The organism is Mesorhizobium sp. WSM4983, assembly GCF_029625765.1.
Lineage (GTDB): Bacteria > Pseudomonadota > Alphaproteobacteria > Rhizobiales > Rhizobiaceae > Mesorhizobium.
The window spans coordinates 259,962-281,075 of the sequence record NZ_JARTVM010000004.1 but is presented as its reverse complement, the minus strand read 5'-3'; the positions used below and the strand labels follow the sequence as shown (position 1 = coordinate 281,075).

21 protein-coding genes are annotated in these 21,114 nt (G+C 65.1%); 5 read left to right on the top strand and 16 right to left on the bottom strand.

Translation table 11 applies throughout. The features are described 5' to 3' along the window. Nucleotides 1-5: 5 nt before the first annotated feature. The 5 genes from P9254_RS15345 to P9254_RS15325 form a co-directional block, all read right to left on the bottom strand. Nucleotides 6-557 carry an isochorismatase family protein gene (locus P9254_RS15345; RefSeq protein ID WP_127246774.1) on the bottom strand — a complete coding sequence of 184 codons (552 nt, stop codon included), beginning with the start codon at nt 555-557 and terminating at the stop codon, nt 6-8. Nucleotides 558-690: 133 nt separating this feature from the next. Then, the gene (locus tag P9254_RS15340; RefSeq protein WP_127325577.1) at nt 691-1,131 is read right to left on the bottom strand and encodes a hypothetical protein; all 441 of its coding nucleotides are present in this window, start codon (nt 1,129-1,131) and stop codon (nt 691-693) included. A 162-nt stretch (nt 1,132-1,293) separates the two neighbouring features. Then, a complete protein-coding gene (locus P9254_RS15335) occupies nt 1,294-3,306 on the bottom strand; it encodes an amidase (protein ID WP_278056838.1) in 2,013 nt (670 codons plus the stop codon). Between the two features lie 248 nt (nt 3,307-3,554). Then, the gene (locus P9254_RS15330; protein ID WP_127246772.1) at nt 3,555-4,229 is read right to left on the bottom strand and encodes a hypothetical protein; all 675 of its coding nucleotides are present in this window, start codon (nt 4,227-4,229) and stop codon (nt 3,555-3,557) included. A 148-nt stretch (nt 4,230-4,377) separates the two neighbouring features. Next, nucleotides 4,378-5,943 carry a WD40 repeat domain-containing protein gene (locus P9254_RS15325; protein WP_278056836.1) on the bottom strand — a complete coding sequence of 522 codons (1,566 nt, stop codon included), beginning with the start codon at nt 5,941-5,943 and terminating at the stop codon, nt 4,378-4,380. Nucleotides 5,944-6,495: 552 nt separating this feature from the next. Here P9254_RS15325 and P9254_RS15320 point away from each other — a divergent pair. Further along, on the top strand, nt 6,496-6,603 hold the full coding sequence (locus P9254_RS15320; protein ID WP_141245906.1) for a putative RiPP precursor: 108 nt from the start codon (nt 6,496-6,498) through the stop codon (nt 6,601-6,603). A 76-nt stretch (nt 6,604-6,679) separates the two neighbouring features. Further along, nucleotides 6,680-6,769, top strand: a complete 90-nt coding sequence (locus P9254_RS15315) for a lasso RiPP family leader peptide-containing protein (protein ID WP_164746769.1) — start codon at nt 6,680-6,682, stop codon at nt 6,767-6,769. A gap of 151 nt (nt 6,770-6,920) precedes the next feature. Here the strand turns inward: P9254_RS15315 and P9254_RS15310 are convergent, their stop codons facing one another. From P9254_RS15310 to P9254_RS15280, 7 genes are all read right to left on the bottom strand, one after another. Beyond that, nucleotides 6,921-8,111, bottom strand: coding sequence for a hypothetical protein (locus P9254_RS15310; protein ID WP_278056834.1), 1,191 nt, complete (start codon nt 8,109-8,111; stop codon nt 6,921-6,923). 186 nt (nt 8,112-8,297) lie between these two features. After that, nucleotides 8,298-9,074, bottom strand: a complete 777-nt coding sequence (gene xth / locus P9254_RS15305) for an exodeoxyribonuclease III (RefSeq protein ID WP_278056986.1) — start codon at nt 9,072-9,074, stop codon at nt 8,298-8,300. Nucleotides 9,075-9,244: 170 nt separating this feature from the next. Then, nucleotides 9,245-9,895 (bottom strand): alpha/beta hydrolase family protein, encoded by a 651-nt coding sequence (locus tag P9254_RS15300; RefSeq protein ID WP_278056832.1) that lies wholly within the window; start codon nt 9,893-9,895, stop codon nt 9,245-9,247. A 33-nt stretch (nt 9,896-9,928) separates the two neighbouring features. After that, complete coding sequence (locus P9254_RS15295) at nt 9,929-11,041, bottom strand: tetratricopeptide repeat protein (RefSeq protein WP_278056829.1); 1,113 nt, start codon at nt 11,039-11,041, stop codon at nt 9,929-9,931. Nucleotides 11,042-11,052: 11 nt separating this feature from the next. Then, nucleotides 11,053-11,964, bottom strand: a complete 912-nt coding sequence (ku, locus tag P9254_RS15290) for a non-homologous end joining protein Ku (RefSeq protein WP_095801394.1) — start codon at nt 11,962-11,964, stop codon at nt 11,053-11,055. A 291-nt stretch (nt 11,965-12,255) separates the two neighbouring features. Next, entirely contained in the window at nt 12,256-14,739 is a 2,484-nt protein-coding gene (gene ligD, locus P9254_RS15285) for a DNA ligase D (protein ID WP_278056826.1), read from the bottom strand. 239 nt (nt 14,740-14,978) lie between these two features. Then, entirely contained in the window at nt 14,979-15,203 is a 225-nt protein-coding gene (locus tag P9254_RS15280; RefSeq protein WP_067322499.1) for a hypothetical protein, read from the bottom strand. A gap of 324 nt (nt 15,204-15,527) precedes the next feature. Here P9254_RS15280 and P9254_RS15275 point away from each other — a divergent pair, with 324 nt between their 5' ends. Together P9254_RS15275 and P9254_RS15270 are read left to right on the top strand one after the other, a co-directional pair. Further along, complete coding sequence (locus P9254_RS15275; protein WP_066998508.1) at nt 15,528-16,025, top strand: GNAT family N-acetyltransferase; 498 nt, start codon at nt 15,528-15,530, stop codon at nt 16,023-16,025. 71 nt (nt 16,026-16,096) lie between these two features. Continuing rightward, a complete protein-coding gene (locus P9254_RS15270) occupies nt 16,097-17,104 on the top strand; it encodes an aldo/keto reductase (protein ID WP_278056823.1) in 1,008 nt (335 codons plus the stop codon). A gap of 48 nt (nt 17,105-17,152) precedes the next feature. Here the strand turns inward: P9254_RS15270 and P9254_RS15265 are convergent, their stop codons facing one another. The 4 genes from P9254_RS15265 to P9254_RS15250 form a co-directional block, all read right to left on the bottom strand. Next, nucleotides 17,153-17,380, bottom strand: coding sequence for a hypothetical protein (locus tag P9254_RS15265; RefSeq protein WP_067322490.1), 228 nt, complete (start codon nt 17,378-17,380; stop codon nt 17,153-17,155). A gap of 116 nt (nt 17,381-17,496) precedes the next feature. Further along, the gene (locus P9254_RS15260) at nt 17,497-18,126 is read right to left on the bottom strand and encodes a glutathione S-transferase family protein (RefSeq protein WP_278056032.1); all 630 of its coding nucleotides are present in this window, start codon (nt 18,124-18,126) and stop codon (nt 17,497-17,499) included. A 236-nt stretch (nt 18,127-18,362) separates the two neighbouring features. After that, the gene (locus P9254_RS15255; RefSeq protein WP_278056822.1) at nt 18,363-19,457 is read right to left on the bottom strand and encodes a flavin-containing monooxygenase; all 1,095 of its coding nucleotides are present in this window, start codon (nt 19,455-19,457) and stop codon (nt 18,363-18,365) included. 228 nt (nt 19,458-19,685) lie between these two features. Beyond that, nucleotides 19,686-19,919: a hypothetical protein gene (locus P9254_RS15250; protein ID WP_067001193.1), complete on the bottom strand. Its 234-nt coding sequence runs from the start codon at nt 19,917-19,919 to the stop codon at nt 19,686-19,688. A 164-nt stretch (nt 19,920-20,083) separates the two neighbouring features. On the opposite strand from P9254_RS15250, the gene P9254_RS15245 reads away from it, so the two are divergent. Then, on the top strand, nt 20,084-20,683 hold the full coding sequence (locus tag P9254_RS15245; protein ID WP_278056819.1) for a DUF922 domain-containing Zn-dependent protease: 600 nt from the start codon (nt 20,084-20,086) through the stop codon (nt 20,681-20,683). Nucleotides 20,684-21,114 lie beyond the last annotated feature (431 nt).

Here is a 21,114-nt window from a genome sequence, read left to right as displayed (position 1 = left end):
AGCCCTCAGCCCCCAATCAGCGCCGCGGTCGTCGTCAGCCGCGCGCCCTGCTCGGCGAAGGCTTTGTTGTGCCGGACGATGATGTCGGGCGCTTTCTCCTCCTCGGAATCGAGCGTCGAATGCGCATCCGAAACGACGGTGACGCCGAGGCCCTGGGCAAGAGCGCCTTTCACCGTGGCGGCAACGCAGAAATCGCTCTGGGCGCCGATGAGCACCACGTCGCGAACGCCCTGCCCCGCGACCCACTGCCCGAGATCGGCGTTGGAGAAGGCATTGCCGACGCTCTTGCCGAAGGTCGGTTCGCCGGCCGCCTGGCCGAGCTGCGGCCATACCGGCCAGCCGGAAGCGCCCGGTGCCAGCGGATCCCCCGCCGGCCCGTCATGACGCACGAAGGCCACCTTGCGGCCGGTTTTGCGCGCCCAATCGATCAATTTTCGCGCGCGCTCGGCAATGACGTCGGCATCATGGATCGGCGGATCGAAACGGCCGTCGAACATGCCGGTCTGGAGGTCGATGACGATCAGCGGAGCGGCGGCCGAGGGAGCGGTGTCTGGCATGGGCGCGAAGATAGCGGAGGTGGGGGGTGGGTCAAGCACGGGGACGAGCGTGGTCCACGCCCTTGTGGCAGATCGACAGTTCGGCGCCGCTTGCCAGAGCTTGGGTTCAGGCCGTACGAGCTAGAGCTTTCTGCTAGCGGTTCCTCAGAACATAGACGCTGCCAGCAAGGAGGCCCACGGCTATGGCGAACAACACGAGAGCAATAGCGATCCGCCAGGCAGGATTCATTGAGTGGCGACCCGGCAGCGAACTGCCGGCTTCGCGCATTGTTCTAACGGCTACCTTAAGAATTTCCAGGGCCAGAACCACGCAGACCGCAGTAGTTGCGAAAGCCAGCAGCATCTTCGGTGCAGGTGGATGATTGTATAAACCGACGATGGACTCACCCAAGCGGTAAAGGACGATGGGCGCATATCCCATGGCCGCGAAAAGGCCGCCGCCCACCGCAAAGTACATGGCCAGGCGCCAGAGCCAGTCTGAATGTCGCCTGCCGGCCGATTTCCGGGCCCGATAGTCGAGCGCCGCAAAGCAAAGGGTCCCAGCCGACCAGCAAAGTCCGATCCACCAATTCATGGATGTATTCTATTGTTCCGCTGGTTAGTTTGAGATTAAGGACGCCCGCCTCCTACAGGCACGGCACCGCTGCCGGAGCGCTCAATCTTCTTCCAGCACCCTCATCCGTCTCGGCGCTACCCGCCGATCCTCTTTCTCCCACAAGGGGAGAAGATAAGCGCCCTACCCAATCCCGCCCGTCACCACATAAGCGCCGGCGCTCCGCCCGTCCGCCAACCTCACGATCGCCGTGACGATCGAGCCGTAAGCGCGGCGCCAGACGCTGTGGAAGCCCTGATGCGTCGCAGCCGGCACGACGGCCCGGCCGGTGTGGCGGTTGCCGCTTCCCTGCATGGCGACCGGTTCGCCGTTGACGTGGACTTTCACGGCTGCATCCGGCCCGGCCTCGCCCGCGTCGATCTCCAGCGCGATCGCGATCTCGTCCGTGTCGCCGGCATGGATTGTCTCGGCGGTGAGGGCCAGCATAAGCAGCGCTTCGCTGGGGCGACCCAATGTGCCCTCGCTCCGTTCAAACACATCATCGGCCAGCGGCGGCGTGCGTGGCGGGACGGTGCGGCGCTGGGTGGCGCGCTCGTAGCCGCCGGCCATCGTCAGCAGCGCCACGTCGTCATAGGCCTTGCCGGCGAAGGTCAAGCCCACCGGCATGCCGATGTCGGCCATGGTGCCCATTGGCACCGTCACCGTCGGGATGCCGAGATGGCGCCAGACCAGATTGCCGTTGGCGACCCAGGTGCCGTTGCGCCAGGCAAGATCGGCGGAGGCCTCGTTGACATCCGCATCGGCCGGGCCGACATCGGCGACGGCCGGCAGCACCACGGCGTCGAGGCGGTTGGCGTCGAGCCAGTTCTCGAAGTCGATGCGGCGCGTCTCTTCCAGCCCCTTCAGCCCGTCCTCCATGGTGGGAATGGCCTCGAGCGGGCTCACCCCGTCCTTCGCCCGCTCGACATAGTCCGCCAGGTCGAAGCCGTCGTCGCCATAGCGGTCGGGCAGCGTGCCCGGCGGCTGTGGAAAGATTTTCGGGCCATCAACCGAGGCGAGATCGGGAATCGCGGGATCAGCATTGGCGCGCAGGAAATCGTCCCACGACCAGATTGACAGGTCCCAGATCTCGCGGTTTGCAAATTCCTCCGGCACCAGGCCGCGATCAACCATGGAGCGCGCGCCCGGACGGTCGCGCTCATAGTTCGATACGACGGGGAAATCGACCTCGACCACCTCGGCCCCGAGCGCCTGCAGGTCATGCGCGGCCTGCCGCCAGAGCTCCAGCACCGAGGCGCGCGTCTCGATCGGCCGGCCGGCGCCGAGATCCTTGCCGATATACATTTTCGGCACGCCGAGCCGCTTGCCCTCAAGCGCGCCTTGCAGGGGAAGTCCGGTATAGCTCGTCGGCCTCAGCGCTGATGCCTTCGGGATCGAAACCCAGGGCTGCACGCGCCAGAAGTCGCCGCGCGTGTCATGATCGTCGGCGACGATGACGTCGAGCAGCTCCAGCATGTCCGGCACGCTCCGCGTATGCGGCACCACCACATCCATGGTCGGCACCAGCGGCCAGTTGCCGCGTACCGAGATCACGCCGCGCGACGGCGTGTAGGCGACCAGCGCGTTGTTGGAGGCGGGCGCGCGGCCGGACGACCAGGTTTCTTCGCCGAGCCCGAAGGCGGCGAAGGACGCGGTCGTCGCCGTCCCCGAGCCGTTCGACGAGCCGGAGGCGAAGGCGGCGGTGAGATAATCCTTGTTGTAGGGGCTCTCGGCGCGACCATAGACGCCGCGCTGCATGCCGCCATTGGCCATCGGCGGCATGTTGGTGAGGCCGATGAGCACTGCGCCCGCGGCGCGCAGCCGGGCAATCGTGAAGGCGTCCTCGCTGGCGATCAGATGCTCGAAGGCCGGCGAGCCGGCCGCGACCGTCAGGCCTTTCACCTTGTAGCTGTCCTTGGCGGTGTAGGGGATGCCGTCCAGCGGTCCAAGCGTTTTGCCCGCGCGGCGTCGGCGGTCGGAAGCTGCCGCCTCCTCGAACACCTTTGGATTGAGGATGGGCACGGCGTTCAGCGCTATGCCGTGGCGGTCGTAATGGGCGATGCGCCGCAGGTACGCGCCGGTGAGCTCGACGCTTGTGACTGTGCCGTCTTCCAGCGCGCGGCGCAGGTCGGCGATCGAGGCTTCGACTATATTCATGGCTTGGCGAACCTCTTGTCAGCAATCACGCGTCCGGCGAAGGTTGGCTCGAAATTCGTAAGCCGCGATCCGTCACACCCCCCTCTGCCCTGCCGGGCATCTCCCCCGCAAGGAGGGAGATTGGATGTCGCGCAAGCTTTTGCCAAACCGCCGACGTTGCAGGGAGGGCGCCGTAGCCGATCTGCTGATCTCCCCAAAGGTCGGGGACATGGCCGGCAAGCCAGAGGCGGCGCTGTCCTGCCGACAATTCAGACGATCGAACAGGTGCTAGTTCGGTGTTTTGACTTGCGTTCGATCCACCAGTCGTTCTGCCAATCTTCATAGCCGAGAAGCGAGCCCTCCATCCGCTCGAGAGCTTCGTTCCAGCCGGTTTTGGCGAACACTTTCAATAACAGCAGAAACGCGTCTATCCGCCACTCCTCCCCGGGGAGTGAGAAGAAGGCGCGCCGCCACCCTTGGAAGTCGGGGAAACGGGCGTGCTCGGCTTCGGTAAAGGGAGTATCGATGACATGACGCACCAACCGACCCGAGCGCACAAACGGGTCGAAGCGAGCCAACGTTTCCGACAGCCATTCCGCCGGATAAGCGTCATGGAAGACTGCCAGCGGCTTGCGACCTTCCAGCATCAGCGGCAGCTCGAAATTCGTATGAACGAGATACGGGACCTCACGGATTGGATGCCAGGACTCGATGCGGTTGAGCCTTCGATCAAGCTCGCGAGGTGGAATGCATATCGCGCCAAGTCGCTCGAGGTCGTCCGGGTCCAAATGCCATGAACCGGATAGCTGTGGACTGTCGCACGCCAGAACCGCGCGAAGCTCTTCCAGGTCTGAGACGCGAATTCGGGCTTCGGCGACCGCCGAACCGGTCGCAGGATCGATCTCCTGCAGGACAAAATAGATGGATTCGGCAGTGTTGCTCACATGGTGACGATGGCTGCTCGGACAATACTTGTACAGGCTTTCTTCAGACAGGCCACATTCCTTCGCTTGCCTCTCTGCCCTGTTGGGCATCTCCCCCGCAAGGGGGGAGATTGGATGTCGCGCAAGCTGTCGCCAATCTCCTACTTTGCTACTGCGGCGCGCCGGCGAACAGCACCGTGCCCTCCCCTCCTGCCGCCGGCCAGTTGCGGATGGTGCCGTCGATGCCGCCGGTGAGAAGCGTGCCGTCGGCGGCGAAGGCGACCGAGTAGATCGGCCCGGTGCCGGGGTCGAACTCGGCGATCTCGGCGCCCGTATCCATATTCCAGATCCGCGCCGTGCCGTCGAGCGAGGCGGAGCCGAGCCGTTTGCCGTCGGCCGATAAGGCGAGCGCATAGACGGTGCCGGAGTGGCCGTCGAAGCGGCGGACCTCCTTGAAGGTGTCGAGGTCCCAGAGTTTTATCGTGTAGTCGCCACTGCCGGTCACCGCATGGTGGCCGTCGGCCAGGAAGAGCGCGCCATAGGCGCCGCGATCGTGGCCGTGCCAGCTGCGCAGCTGCTTGCCCGCAAGGATGTCCCAGAGCTTCAGTTCGCCGTCGATGCTGCCGGTGAGCGCCCTGGCGCCATCTGGCGAGATGGCGACGGAACTCACCGACCAATCGTGGCCCGGCAGGACATGCAGCACCGTGCCTTTCTGCAAATCCCAGACGACGACGGAACCGGTGTCGTGGCCGCTGACGGCGAGCTTGCCGTCGGGGCTGATCTTCAGTTGCCGGACGCCGCCGTTCGCACCGGACGAGAAGACATGCAGCACTGTGCCATCGGAAAGCTGGCGCAGCACGATCTCGCCGTCGTCGCCGGCGGTGAGCGCGCTTCTGCCGTCGGGCATGAAGAGCGCGCTGCGCGCCATGTCCTTGTGGACGCCGAGGTCGCGGATCAGCCGCTTGCCGTCGATATCCCAGAGCTTGATCATGCGATCGGTGCTGGCGCTCATGATCTGGTGGCCGTCGGCCGACACCGCCAGCCAGACGACGGCATCGCGGTGGCCTTCCGGCGCGGTCGGCTGGGCTGGGGGCGGTGGCCGAGGCGGCGCCAGCGTCTGCGGCGGCGTGGCCGGCGCCAGCGCGGTCTGCCGGGCCGGCGTGGTTGCAGGCTGCGCCGGTGCGGCGGGCTGCGGCGGAGCGGCCGCCGGCTCGGACGATGCGGCCGTGGGCGCCGGCGCGACAGGCGCCGACACTGGCTCGGCCAGCGGTGGCAGATTCGCGGTCGATTCCGGCGTGGGTGCAGGTGCCGCAGGCTTTGGCGCGGGAGCCCGTGAGATCACAGGCTCCGCCGGAGCGACGGCGACTTCCCTGGCCGGCGCGGCCGCATCGCCCCCTGTTTCCCGCCACCGGCCGAACTGGTCGGCGAGGATGACGACAAGGGCAATGAGCGGCACGGCAAGCGCGATGCGGCGCAGCCGCGGGCGCCCGGCCGGCACGGTCGCAGCGTCGCGGCCGAACAGCGGCGTTGCCGGATTATGCTTTGCCGCCGCCGGCAGCAGGCCGGCAAGGAACGAAAGCCCGGCGAGAATCGAAAGCATGCCCGCCGCGCCGAAGATCCCGGCGCTCGTCGTGGCCGGGGGCTTGCTCCCCAGCGCCAGATAAAGCTTGGCGAAGCAAGCGAAGCCGACGACGAGCATCGCCAGCGCCAACAGCCTGTCGGTCGATCTTTTCATCGGCATCCCCCAGGCGCCTCCACTCCAACTGGCGGAAGGCGCATCGGCCATTCTAGCCGAGCTTTTCGCCGGGGCTAAGTGCAAGAGATCACACGAAGAAAGGTAAACGTGCTTTGGCGCGGCGTGACTTCTTCAATCCCGCGCCGGCCGAATTTCGGCTTTACTCAGCCGGCCGGCCAATATCCCGATGCTCAGAACCGAAGCGTGATGTCTTTCGCTCCATAAACAAGCGGCCCGTGAGCAGAAAGCCACACTCCCCAAGAATAACAAGCTCGACTACCCGCGCTGGTTGACAGCAAACGCTCTTATGACATTATCCGCCCGGGATTTTCAGGAGAGCCACAGCATGAAGAAGATTTACGAGAAGCCTGTGTTGGTCCGCAAAGGCAAGCTTTCGATGGTCGTCGCGGGTTCGACACCGGTCCCGGGTTGATTCGGGGACAGCTCGATCAGCTTCATTGATGTTTGAGGCCAGCGGTCATCCTGGCTTGTTGCGTGACAAGGCGGCTGTTTATCGTCTTGTCAGTTCGAATGGTTAACGGGGGTTCAATCATGAAGAAGACTTACGAGAAGCCTGTGTTGGTCCGCAAAGGCAAGCTTTCGACAATTGTCGCCGGCGGTCCTTCTACTGTTATCAATGGCGGCGGCCCGGCGAGCTGATCTGCCGGACAATCTGCTGTTAATGCCTGCCGACCCTGGCTCCTTCTTGCGATCCAGGAAACTCGCGGAACCGGCCATGAAGAAAACCTATGAGAAACCAAGGCTGGTCAAGAAGGGCAGGCTTTCGGCAGTCACCGCCAACGGCGCCACTTCGCTCACCTTCTGACCATTACAGCGCGTTGCACCAAAATTTAGGCAACGCGCTGTAATTCCTTGTTTTGATGCACTTCTTCTCCCGAAGCTGCGGCATCCTCTGGGCGACATAGTTCGTCTTTGACATATCCCATTCATAAGCCGCCGCGCTTCGGCGACATGCATCAGAGCGCCAGCACGAGATCATCCAACACCATCTGCCAGTGATGTTTGGTCGACAGACGCACGCGCGTCACCGCCTTCAGCATCGGCGCGTATTGAACCGGCGCCAGCGCCGACAGCGTGACCTCGTCGCGCGCGATCAACTCGTCCCCCAGCCAGCTTTCGACCAGCGCGCTCTCCCCTTCCGAGCGGAGCCATGCGGCGCTCAGCATCACCGAATGGAAGCCGAAAGGCGCCGCACGGCCGAACTCTGCCGGATGGCCGCTGCTGGTATAGGCGATATAGGCGCCCGAGACGTTGCCGTTGACGTAGCCTTCGCTGTTCCTGGTGTGGTCACGCGACATGGCGTTGAGATTGTACCAGTCGAGCCCGGCGTACCCGGAAGGAATCTTGCTCAGGCCGCGCGTGGTGATGTCGTCGAAGCCGATGGTGCTGAGCGCCGCATCGGGCTGAAGCGCCCCGGACGCAAGCAAGCCGAGGTCGGCCGGATAGGCCGACAGCGCGAGGCGCCGGTCGAACCCGCCGCCGGCGATCACGACCTGATCGGCCTCGGCGGCGAGCGGGAAGCCGAAGGTGGTGGCCGCGCCGAGCGGGTGGCTTTCGAGCAGCTGGCCCTTGCCCATCACGGATAGGGTTGCGATGGCCGCGGCCGGCGTCCTGCCGCTCACCATGCGCGCAGGGGTAAGGCCGACGGGCCTTGGCAGGCCCTCTCCGGCCAAACCGACAAGCGAGCCGGGCGCATCCGTCACGCGCACAGGCTGGTTCTCGTTGGCGCCGCTGGCGCGCCAGCCGGGCGGCACGGAGACCGAAAAGCGAAACGTTCCAGGCGAGCGGATCACGGCGCTGCGCCGCGTCGACGACATCGGGAAATTGGCAAAACCGGCAGCGTTGCTTCGCGCCGCGACGATGAAGCGGCCGGACTGGTCGAACAGCCGCACCACGATGCCGGCCATCGGGCGGTCGGCCTGACCATAGGTTCCGTCGCCGTCGACATCCATGAAGACGAAGGATGAGAAGTTCAGCTTGCCGGATGTCGGACCCCAGGCGGTGCGCGACGCATAATCGCCGGCCGGATTGGGATTGCCGCGCGCTCTGCGGCGCTTGCGCCGCCAGCGCAAAGCGAGCGCCATGAGGGCAGTGGCGCCGGCGATGACAAGGACGGAGATGAAGAGAACGAGGGCGTTGTCAGCCACGGCGGGGAAGCGTTGGCTGGAGAAAAATACTCAAGCTGAAAAGCATAAGGTCCGCGCCCCCTCGTAGTCCTGCAAAAGCTAACGCGAGCCGACGTTGCTGCACAGACATTATTTGCGAGAGGCTGGCATCAAAACGTGGAGATGCCGGCGGGACAGCGCCGCCTTTCCCTTCTCCCGTCTAGAAGCTCAGGTCGCCAGTTCCACCCACACCGGCGCATGGTCGCTGGCGTTTTCCTCGCCACGCACCTCCCGATCGATGCCCGCTCCTTTCAGCTTCCGCGCCAGCTTCTTCGACAACAGAATGTGGTCGAGCCGTAGGCCGGCGTCGCGCGGCCAGCGGTTCCGGCGGTAGTCCCAGAATGTGTAGAGCTTCTCCTGCTTCGGAAAGACCTTGCGCAGCGCATCCGTCCAGCCCTGATCGATCAGCGCCGCAAAGGCGGCGCGGCTTTCAGGCTGCACCAGCGCGTTGTCGTCATAGGAGCGGGTGGCGTAGATGTCGCGCGGCTCGGGCACAACGTTGAAGTCGCCGGCAAGCACGACCGGCAGGCCGGTGTCGAACAATTCGCTCGCATGCGCCGCGAAGCGCTGGTGCCAGGCGAGCTTGTAGGTGAATTTCGGCCCGGGCTGCGGGTTGCCGTTCGGCGCGTAGAGGCAGGCAATCACGATGCCGTTGACCGCCGCCTCGATGTAGCGCGCCTGGCGGTCGGCATCGTCGCCGGGCAGCGCGTCGCGTGTCAGCACCGGCTCGGCGCCGCGAGCCAGGATGGCGACGCCGTTCCAGGTCGGCTCGCCCTTCCACACCGCGCCATAACCGGCCTTCGCCAGCCGGGTCAGCGGAAACTGCGTGTCGCGGGATTTCAGTTCCTGCAGACAGACGACGTCGGGCTTGGCTTTGACGAGCCAAGCCAAGAGGTTTTCCAGCCGGCTGTTGATGTTGTTGATGTTGAAGGTGGCGAGTTTCATTTGCCGAAGACGCCTCTTCATTCGTCATCCTCGGGCTTGACCCGAGGATCCATGCCGTGACCATCGCCGTGGAACCCTGCGGGGGCAAAATTCTTAGCCGTTGCAATGCCTTAACGGCACGGCATGGATCCTAGGGGTCTGCGCCGTGTCGCTTCGCTCCTTGCTTCGCCCTAGGATGATGAAGCGAGAGGCGCCATCCGAGCTTTTATCGTCTCCGCCACCGTCTTCAGGTGATCCGCCACCGAAAAACCCGACACCGCCTTGCGGGGCTTGAGATCGTGGTCGCCGTCCTCCAGCCAGACCACCTCTATTGCCGCTGGCAGGCCGTAAGTCGCGACCTCGTGCTTGGTGCCGAACTCGTCGCGCGTGCCCTGGAAGATCAGCGTCGGCGTCTTCAGGTCGGCAAGATGTTTTGTCCGCAGTTGCTCCGGCTTTCCGGGCGGATGGAAGGGGTAGCCCAGACAAACCAGGCCAGCGATCTCGCCCTTGGCAAACATCTCGTCGGCGACCATCGAGGCGACGCGCCCGCCCATCGACTTGCCGCCGATGATGAGCTTGCCGGTCACGCCTTTGGCGCGCAGATCGGCGATCGCCTTGACATATTCCGGGTTCACCGTCTCGGCGCGCGGCGGCGGCTTGCGATGGCCAAAACGGCGCGCAGCCATGTAGTGGAACTCGAAGCGCGCGACGCGGAAACCGGCGGTGGCGAGAGCCTTGGCGGTGGCGGTCATCGAGGGAGAGTCCATCGCCGCACCCGCGCCGTGCGCGAGCAGAATGGTGACGGGGGTGGAGTCGGGGCCGTCGAAGAGGAAGTAGGTCATCGGGCGGGCTTCCTGGCAAGGCCGCACTCCGTCTCAAGCGCGAGCATCTCGCTCACCGGCCATGTGCAAATCCACGAACTGGATCCCCTTCTGCGCCAGTCTTGCCCATTCGGACTCCGCGTCGAGCTCCAGATAGCGTGCCCAAAGCCGGCGGGCTTCGGCCAGATTGCCGGCGTCGAACTCAAGCCGGGCCAGGTTAAACACCGGGTCGGCATAGGCCTTGTCGAGCGCCATCGCCTTCTGCAGGTGCCGCCGCGCCGACGCGACCTTGCCTTCGTCGCCCACCAAGCCGGCGAGGTTGAACCAGGCTTCGACGAAGCCGGGATCGAGCTTTATCGCGCGGGCATAATCATGCGCGGCTTCCGCTGCGCGGCCGGCGCCGCGCAGGCAGTTGGCGCGGTTGAAGGCGGCGATGGCATCTTTTGGATCGATCGCCATGCAGCGCTGGTAGAGCGCTGCGGCCTCGTCGTGCCGCCCCTCCTCTTCCGCGGCTTCCGCCTCGGCGAACAGCTCCTCCAGCGTGTCGTCTTCCGGTGAGCCGAGGTCGAAGAGAAGCTGGCCGTCGAGCTCGCTGCGGCCCTCGTCGAGATAGATCGCGTCCGGCCGGCCATGCTGCGAACCGAGATTGAGCGACTTGGCGGTGAGCGAGGCGACCGGGCCGGAGCGATGCACCGAGCGCGCGATCGCGCCCCATGTCGCGCCGCTGGCGATCAACCCGGCATATTTTCTGGCCAGGATCAGGTCGCGGAAGGAATAGGGTTCGCCGTCACGTTCGAAGGCGTCGAACAGCGACAGCATGTCGAGATCGCTGGCGGCAAGCCGCGACTGGTCGATCAGCGATTGCCGGGACAGCGACGACGCCTGAGGCGCCTTCAACAAGCCGAGCAAGCGCAGGAAGCCGTTTTCGCTGACCAATTCGCGCCCGGCTTCGCGCTCGGCCTGCACGCGGCGCTCGATGTCGCCATCGCCCGTTCTTGCCGTGGCCGCCTTGGCCAGCAGCGTGCGGCCGAACACGACATGGGTGGTGCGACGGGTGACGCCGCGCCTCAACTCGGCATGGCGGCGCTCGACCTCGCGCGCGGCGAGCCTGAGCGGAAACGCGGCCAGCGGGCCGACGGCGCCGAACACGGCGCCGGGGAGGATCACCGGCCCTCTCGTCACTTCTTGCTCTTGCCGGCGGCTTTCAACAGGTTCGCTTTCAGCGGGTTCTCAGGCGCGCCGCCGGCGGCGGCCGCCTTCTTGGCCGGCTTGGCCGGCGCCTCCTCGGCCTTGCTCTTCGACTTGGCCGGCGGCTTGGCCGACTGCGACAGGCTCGCTTTCAGCGCATCCATAAGGTTGATGACATTGCCGCGTTCGGGCGCCGCCGCGATGATCGGCTTGTGGCCTTTGAGCTTCTCGCGGATCATCCCCATCAGCGCCACTTCGTAGCGATCCTCGTAATTCTTCGGATCGAAATGAGTTTCCTTCTGCTTGATCAGCGCCTGGGCGAGATCGAGCATTTCCGGATCCGGCGTGCCGGCCGGGATGTTGCCGAAATATTCAGCCGTGCCGCGCACTTCGTTGGGGTTCCTCAAGGTGCAGACGAACATGCCGTTCTCGCGCGGGCCGATCGTCACCACGCGCTCGCGGCTGGAAAGGACAAGGCGGGCAATCGCCAGCTTGCCGGATCTGCGCATCGCTTCGCGCAGCACCGCGAAGGTCTCCTCGGCCATGGCGCCGTCCGGGGCAAGGTAATAGGGCGAGTCCTGGTAGATGACGTCGACCTCATTCTCGTCGACGAAGGCCTCGATGTTCATCGTGTGGTTGGACTCGATCCGGACCGCGTCGAGGTCGGCATCATCGATGATGATGTACTGCTTGTCCTCATATTCGTAGCCCCTGACCAGGTCCGAGCGTTCGACCAGGCCGAGTTCGGGATCGACCGGCTTCATGTTGATGCGGTTGTGGGTCTTCTTGTGCAGCTGGTTGAACGAGATGCGCTCGCTCGCGCTGGTGGCCGGATAAAGCCGGACCGGACAGCTGACGAGGCTGAGCTTGAGGTAACCTTTCCAACTTGCCCTGGGCGCCATGATGAACTCCTACGCGGCCATGCACTGACAGTTTTACTTTTTTGGAAGCCTGATCTTTGCCGAAAACCGGTTTCCCACTTTTCGGGATCATGCTCCGGCGCTTCGTCCGAAGGACGGTTGGCGCTCCGGAAATGCTACACCGACCCTTGATGGTACATGCAAATTGCTGACGAAGTGTTCTTGGGCCGGTTGGCGCGGAGGATAATTCAAATTGTAGGAAGCGTCGATGGAGATGGAAACCGAACGCTGGCAGGACAGAGGGGGGTGTGACGGATCGCCAACGCCTGCGGTTTACTTTCCCTCAACCACCGGCAAATCCCTGGCGGCCTCGTCGATCTCCGCCCAGGGATCGCCCGAGGTCTCCAACAGTCCCGGCAGCGAGGCGTAGTTCAGATCCTCGGGCGCGTCGATAGCCTCCAGATCGGTCCAACTCATCGGGGTCGATGCCGGCAGGTTGGTGCGGGCGCGCAGCGAATAGGGAGCGGCGGAGGTGTGGCCGCGGGCGTTGCGGTGGAAGTCGATGAAAATGCGCTTCTTGCGGTTTTCCTTGCCCATGACGGTGACGAAAGTGTCGGGCGCGCTTGCCGCGAGCAAAGTGGAAATGGTGCTCGAGGCCTGGTGCAGTTTCTTCCAGTTCTGCTTGCGCGTCACCGGCACTGTGATGTGGATGCCCTTGCCGCCGGACGTCTTTGCAAACGGCACCAGGCCGAGGCTCTCCAGTCCGCCCTTGATGTGGACGGCCGCCTCGACCACCTCGCGCCAGGAAATCCCCTCGCCCGGGTCGAGGTCGAAGACGATCTGGTCGGGCTTGTCGAGCTTGGTGCGGTGCGTGCCCCAAGTGTGGAACTCGACGACGCCGAACTGCGCCAGTGCCAGATAGCCCTTGGCGTCCTCGACCGAGAGGTAGGTCTTGGGCTCGCCTTCCGAACTGATGCTCTCGAACACCGCCACCGAAGGCGGCATGCCGGTGAAGGCGTGGCGCTGGAAGAAGCAGTCCTGCGGCCGCCCCGTCGGGCAGCGCACCAGCGACACCGGGCGGCCGATGATGTGCGGCAGCATGAAATCGCCGACCAGCGCGTAATAGACGGCAATGTCGAGCTTGGTCGGCCCGGTCTTACCGAACAGCCGCCTCTCCGGATTGGTGACCCAGATGGTGGCGAGGTCGGACTCGGCGATCAGCCGCTTGCGTTTGATCGCAACCGGCGTGGTCAGGCCGCCGACATCGCGCAGGCCGCGGAAGACGCCGTGGCGGATCGCATTGTCGGCGGTGCGGTTCGAATAACGCACGCGTGCCGACAGCAGCGGCTTCACCCAATGCATCTCGCGCATGATCTCGCGCGGCACCCCTTCGGGCGGCGTGGCGCCGACGGTCAGCCGCTCCAGCCGGGTCAGCAGGTCGGTCGCCATGCCGCGGTCGAAGCCGGTGCCGACCTTGCCGCGATAGTGCAATTCGCCGTCGACGAACTCGGCCATGCCCAGCGCCGCAAGCCCTTCCGCCCGGTCGGAAACGGTGTAGCCGGCGATGACGAAATCATCCGTCTTTTGCGCCTTGACCTTGGTCCAGCTCTTGGTTCGGCCGCTCATGTAGATGGCATCGGCGCGCTTGGAGACGACGCCTTCCAGCCCAAGGTCCGAGGCCTGGTCGTAAAGCCCGCGGCCATCGCCCTCGACGTGGTCGCTGTACTGGATGGCGGAGTTTGCCGCCTGGCCGGCGAGCAGTTCGGCAAGCAGCGCCTTACGCTTCTGCAGCGGCGCCCTGCGCAGGTCCCAGCCATCGAGATGCAGGAGATCGAAGGCGTAGAAATGCAGCTTCGAGCCGGCGCCCTGGGCCAGCGCGTCCTGCAGCAGCGCGAAGCGCGAGATGCCCTTGTCGTCCAGCACCATGATCTCGCCGTCGATGATCGCCCGGCTGACCGGCAGGCGCGAAAAGGCTTGCGGGAGATCGCCATAGCGCTTGGTCCAGTCGAGGCCGCCGCGGGTGATCAGCCGCACATTCCCGTCCACGACATGCGCCATGGTGCGGTAGCCGTCGAACTTGATCTCATGCAGCCAGAGCGTGCCGGTGTCCTCGCCGCCGGGCGGCTCGCTCACCTGCGCGGCGAGCTGAGGCTCGATGCGGCTTGGCGGGTCTGCCTTGACCGCGCCGGGCAGCGCGCCGGGTTTCAGCGAGCCAGGTTTCGGCGGCAGGCGCTGCGGCTTTCTCGGCGCCGCCAGTTCCTCGATGCGCCGGCCGGACTTGACGCTTTCCGGCCGCGCTTCGAGAATGTCGAGCTCGGAGTCGGAGGCGAGATCGCGCTCCTTGAAAAGCAGCCAGTTCTTCTTGTTCTCGTCCTCGCCGGGCTTGGGCTTCAGCCGGGTCAGCATCCAGCCGCCATTGAGCTTCTGGCCGGCGAGGCGGAACTTGAAGGCGCCGGTGCGCAGGCTCTTTTCGACATCCTCCATCGGCGCCCAGGTGCCGGTGTCCCAGACGATCATCGGCCCGCCGCCATACTCGCCCTCGGGGATGACGCCCTCGAAGTCGATATATTCGATCGGATGATCCTCGGTCTCGACCGCGAGGCGCTTGTCGGCCGGATTGAGCGAGGGCCCGCGCGGCACCGCCCAGCTCTTCAGCACGCCGCCGACTTCGAGGCGCAGATCGTAGTGATCGGCGGTGGCGTGGTGCTTGTGGATGACGAAGCGATTGCCGCCGCCGACCTCCGGCCCGCCCGCGGGTTCAGGGGTGCGGGAGAATTCGCGCTTGGCGCGGTAGGTTTTGAGTTGGGGAGCTGGCATGGGTTAAGTGCCGAAGCGCGTAGCCGACAGTGGCAAGGGCCGCGATCCTTCGCGCCCCCGAGCCCGCGCGATCGTCATCCTCGGGGTTGACCCGAGGATCCATGCCGTGACCTTTACCGCCGAGTGCAGCCGAGCAGAACTTGGACCGTCGTGACGCGTCCAGGTCACGGCGTGGATCCCAGGGTCTCCGCGACGTCGCTTCTCTCCTGCTCCGCCCTGGGATGACGAAGGCACTCCACTCAATCGTCGGTCGCCGGCGTCAATTCCAGCTCGGCCGGCGTCAGACCCTGCCGCAGCTGGCTCAGCCGGAATTCGTCGACCCAATAGGCCTCGCCGTCGACCAGCACGCGGGCGCTGTAGGTGCCGCCGGAAAAGCTCTGCGCGGTGACGTAGACCTTGTGGCGGTCGAGCGCCTTCTTCACCGCGGCGCGGCGGGACTTTTCTCTGGCGACGGGACTGGCCATGGCTCACTCTGTAGACGCTGGCGCTGAACAGTCTCTAAGGATGAATGAGAGCGGGGGACGAGTCAATTTGGCGGGGCGACGGAGCGCCAAGCTCCCGTCAAGCGGGCGAGACGGCCGGCAGGCCAGACCAGAGAGGCACCGGAAGGACCGAGGCGTTTGAGCCAATAAGGGCCGCCGCTTTGTTGCTATCGATCTCCCAACAAGAAACTACGATGCGTCGGCGGACAGCGCCCCCTCTGCTCTGCCGGCATCTCCGCCACAACAAGGGGAAGATTGGCTGTCGCCAGCGCCGCGCCCTATCTTGGAGTGCAACGAGGGAAGCACATGTCTCACATCCGGGCGATGACGAAGAACGATCTGCCAGCCGTCTCGCGGCTGCTGGGAGGATCCTGGCGGCGGACCTATTCGCCGATCATGGGTGAGGAAACCGTGGCCCGGCTCTCCGACGAAAAACATGCGCCCGACAAGCTCGCCGAAGAGCTCGCCGACGACAACAAGATGTCGTTCGTGGCCGAGCGGACCGACGGATCGATCGCCGGCTATGCGATGGCAGCGATGGACGAGAGGGGCGATGTCATGCTCGACCGGCTGCATATCGAGCCGGAAGAGTTCGGCAGCGGCCTCGCCGTCGACCTCTTGCACGCGGTGCTTGCGGCCCATGCCGGCATTCCAAGCATCGCCCTGGAGGTGATCGAGGGCAATGAGCGGGCGATCGCCTTCTACCGCAAGCACGGCTTCGAGGTGGTCGAGCGCCGGCCGGCCGCACATGGCGTCGGCGGCCATGCCTCGCTGATCATGCGCCGAATGCTGCCGATGGCTTGAGGCCGCGCTGGACGCATCGCGTCCCGGCATTATAATTTCGCGGGCGCTAATTTCTTACCGGAGACAGATGAATGAGCCTCGGCAAGCAGAAACTCGGCAGCCAGGGGCTCGTCGTGTCGGCCATCGGCCTCGGCTGCATGGGCATGAGCCAATCCTACGGCCCGGCCGACGAAGCGGAGTCGATCGCGACGATCCACCGGGCGATCGAGCTTGGCTGCACCTTCCTCGACACGGCCGAGGTCTACGGGCCTTTCATCAACGAGGAGCTGCTTGGACGCGCGCTGAAGGGCCGGCGCGACGAGGTGACGATCGCGACAAAATTCGGCTTCCGCATCGTCGACGGCAAGCAGGATGGCACCGGGCGCGACAGCCGGCCGGAGCATATCCGCGAGGTGGTCGAGGCTTCGCTCACGCGGCTCGCGACCGACCGCATCGACCTGCTCTACCAGCACCGCGTCGACCCTGATGTGCCGATGGAGGATGTCGCGGGCGCGGTCGGCGAGCTGGTGGCGGAGGGCAAGGTGCGCTTCTTCGGCCTGTCGGAGGCGGGGGTTTCCAACATCCGCCGCGCCCATGCCGTGCACCCGGTCTCGGCGCTACAAAGCGAATATTCGCTGTGGGAGCGCAATCTCGAGCCCGAGATCATCCCGGCGCTTGCGGAACTGGGCATCGGCCTGGTGCCGTTCGCGCCGCTCGGCCGCGGTTTCCTCGCCGGCGACGTGAAGCGGGCGGAAGACTATCCCGAAGGCGATTTCCGGCGCGGCGACCCGCGCTATCAGGGCGAAAATTTCGACGCCAATGTCGCCGCGGCCGCTACGGTCCGCGAGATTGCGGTCGCCAAGGGGGTCAAGCCCGGCCAGGTGGCGCTCGCCTGGCTGCTGGCCAAGGGGCCGGAATTCGGCATCGACATCGTGCCGATCCCCGGCACCAAGCGACGGACCTATCTGGAGGAGAATGTCGCCGCCGCCGACATCAAGCTCGACGCCACCGAGTTGCTGGGGCTCGACATGGCGCTGACGCCTGAGAAGGTATCGGGGCCGCGCTATAACGAGCGGACGATGTCGATGGTGGATCGGTAGGCATTCAGCTAATCTCCCTCCTCGAGGGGGAGATCAACTCGGTCGATCCTACTGCTTATTGCAATCCGCCAGCGCCGCCATCGCCTTCTTGGCCTCGGCCTCGCTGGCGTATCTCTTCTTGCCCAGATCGACGACAAGCGTTCCGTCGGGCTTCTTCGGCACGATCTCGCATTGTTTCGAAACGGCGTCCCTGGCGACCCACCATTCCTCGGCCGCGACAGCAGGCAGGCTGGCAATGCCGGTAGCGAGGATTGCGATAGCGACGGTGCGAACCATTCCTGGCCTCCATTGTCGGTTGCTGGAAAGCAGGCCGGAGTTGCCGGCGCCGTTCGTCGACGAAGCCAGCACACTGCCTTGGGCAAACGCCCTCCCCGGGCCTTCTGTTCCGGCGCTCAACCGCCCGAATGCGGGTCGATGCTGTAGGGATGCACGGGATAGCCTGAGCCGATCGTCCCGCTCACCCGATCGATCCAGGCGCTGACCGCCGGATAGTCGGCAAGCGAAAAGCCGCAATCCTCGGCGCGATGGCCGTAGGCATAGACGGCGATGTCGGCGATGGTGAGCGAGCCGCCGACGAGGAACGGCGTGTCCTGCAGGCCGCGCTCGAGAGCGCCAAGCGCGCGGGCGCCCGCCTCACGCTTGCCGGCCACCATCGCCTGATTGCGCTCCAGCCGCCCGGTCAGAGACCAGAAGCGCAGCGAGCCGATGACCGGCTCGACATAGTACTGCTCGAAGAACAGCCACTGCATGGCCTTGGCGCGCGCGAGCCGGTCCGCCGGCAGGTAGGGCGTCCCCTCCGCGACGCAAGCGAGGATGGCGTTGGATTCGGCGATCGCCGCCCCATTCTCCACGGCGAGCACGGGAACGGCGCCGGCCGGATTGAGCTTCAGGAAGGCCTCCGTACGGCTCTCGCCCTCGAAGATCGAGACAATGCGGGTTTCATAAGCGATGCCGAGCAGGCCAAGCAGGACACGAACCTTCCAGGCATTTTGCGAGGGCAGATAATCGTAGAGCGTGAGCATGGGTGCGTCCCTCCTTGGCCAGGCTGGCTTCGCATGGGGCGTGCGCGGGCGCCACCCGATTTATGCGCCTTGATTTCCTCCCTTGAGGGGGAGATGTCGCCGAAGGCGACAGAGGGGGTCGTCTCCCGTAAATCGTCAGCGTCGTGTTCGTGGCGGACCGCGTAAGGCGCTGCGACCCCCTCTGGTCTTCCGACCATCTGCCCCTCAAGGGGGGAGATCGGCAGTTCCGCCACGCCTCACCCCGCGATATCCCTCGCCACCGCCTGCGCCTCGATGCCGATCTCGCGCAGCAGGCCGGTGACCGGATTGTAGAAGCCGACGAGGTAGACACCCAGCGCCGTCGCGAGTGGATTCACTCCACTCTTCCCCGGCCGCAGCTCCGCCGGCAGGATGCCGTCATAGCCAGGACGGTAGCCCGTGGCGAAGATTACGGCGTCGAAGTTTTGTTCCTGCCCGCCGGCGAATGTTGCGCCGTCCTCGGTGAAGCTGACGATATCGGGGAGAATGCCGATCCTGCCCGCCTTGATCGCTGCTACAGTTCCGACATCGATGACCGGAATGCGGCCGGCGTCGATCTGCTTGAGGATGCCTTCCTTCGGCCTGACGATGCCGTATCGCTCCAGCCTGCCCAGCGCCAGGTCGAGGATTTTCGGGAACATCCAGTCGTTCAGCGCCCGCGGCATCGGCCGGCTGGCGATGCCAACCATCTGGATCGGCACGCCGAAGAGCTGGCGCGGCACGATGTGGACGCCCTTGCGCACCGAGATCGTCGGATGCGCGCCGCTCTCGGCAAGATCGAGCGCGATCTCGGCGCCGGTGTTGCCCATGCCGACGACCAGCACGTTCTTGGCCGTATAGGGCGTGGCCTCGGTGTAGGCGGCGCTGTGCAGCACCTCTCCCTTGAAGGTTTCGATGCCGGCAAAGGCCGGCGTTATCGGCTCTGCGTTGTTGCCGGTGGCGATGACGATCTTGCGGGCGTTGAAAGGCCCGGCATCGGTCTCGACCACGATTTTTTCGCCCGCCCGGCGGATCGATTTCACCGTGACGCCGAAGCGCGGCTCCAGGCTGAAACGCGCGGCATAGGCATCGAGATAGGCGACCACTTTTTCACGCGGCACGTAGCGTGGGTGGTTTTTCGGGAACGGCACGAAAGGGAGTGACGAGAAGGACTTCACCGTGTGCAGGTGCAGCCGCCGGTAATGCCGCCGCCAGGCCGGCGCCAGCTCGCTCGCCCTTTCGAGGATGATGAAATCGACTCCGGCCCGCTTCAGGCAGGCCCCGACAGCCAGCCCTGCCGGTCCCGCGCCGACGATGACGACATTGGTGTCCAAGGCAGCCTCCTCCCCCAAGGCGAGAAGAAGCTATGCCCGAGGTGTCGGAGGAGCAAGTAGGGGGATCACCTGGCCTTGCGGGGGTGCACCGAGCGAAATATCTGCCGCCGACGGCGATGGAGCGATCGCTGCGCGTGAAGTGCCGGCGCGTTGCGCGGAGGAATACAACGTCGGCGATCTGCGTGAGACGACCCCTCAGGCCTCAAGGGGGAGATCAGGATTCGCGCTCTACTCCGTCCCGCTCGGCGCTTCGGCCTCGTCCTCGGGCGGTTCGAGAATCTCGATCAGCCGCGCTACCCTGGCGCCCGGCATCGCGCGACCCTCGTTCATCAGCGCCTCGTCGGCGCCGATCCAGGCGAAGGCCTCGCGCAATTCCTCGAGGCTGGCGCCGGTGAGCGCGACGTCGGCGATGACGGCCTCGTCGACAGGGCCAAGAACGGAAATGATCTCGTTGCGGGTCATCCTTGTCTCCCTGGGGCGGAACGATGACAAGGAAACGGCGGACGGGTGGAGCGGGTTCCGACGGCGTTGTCTCCGCCTTGTGGGAGAAAGCGCCGCGCGGTCTTTGCTCTTACCCCGACAACCGCTATGCACGGAGGCTCGTCCCGGAATTCTGCCGAGTCCTCATGAAATCCGTCTTGCTGCTTTCCGCCCTGCTCCTCTCCTCACCCGCCCTCGCCCAATGGAAGCCGAGCGAGAAGGTCGAGACCTATGCGATCTCAGGACAAAGCGTGGAGGCGCTCTATGTCTCGATCGGCGAGAAAGGCCCTGTGATCGGCAGGGACTCGGCCGGTAACGGGCGGCGGGCAATCGCGCAGACCAACTTCAAGCTGACCTGGCAGCGCGATTATCAGACTGAAGGCGACGCCTGCGTGCTGAAGACCGCTCGCCCGAAGCTGATCATCACCTACACGTTGCCGAAGCCCGCCGCAAAACTTGCCCCCGCCGTGCAGGCGCGGTGGGACGCGTTTGCCGACGGCCTCGCCGCACACGAGAAGGTCCACGGCGTCGGCATCGTCGACATGGTGGACAAGATCGTCGCCTTCAGCACCGGCCTCACCGTTGCCGACGACCCCGGCTGCACCAAGATCAGGGCGGAGCTGACGAATTATCTCGACCAGCTTTCCAAGGCGCAGCGCCGGGCCAGCCGCGACTTCGACAAGGTCGAGTTCGGTCCGGGCGGGAACTTGCAGAAGCTGATTGCGGCGTTTCTGATCGGCGGGTGAACACGGCCAAGGAGCGGCCGCGCCCTTCCCGCGGTGGCAGCAGGGCCACACCGGAAGCACCGCTATCAGCATTACCGCATCTCGAATGGGACAGCTGCCAATCCCGTCTGCGCGGAAACGGGCACTGTCGGCTCTTTCTCGGCTAGGTTGAAATCTACACCTTAGTACTTGCTAATGCGCATTCAGCGCTCTTCACCGACTGATCGGCGGCCACGCGGCACGGCCCTGGATTGACTTAGCTCACGGCAGGCTGGCTCATTTGTCCTTTGAGACGAAAGTCTAAGGGCATGCGCCGCAGCTTTACAGGCGGGTTTGGTAGCGCTACCGTTTCACAGTCGCGTGACCCGGGGGGAGCTGGGGCAAACGTCGCCGACGCCAGTGGTGGATGCTTGCCGGCATCCGTTTCAGCCACACCTTGATTGGAAACGGCT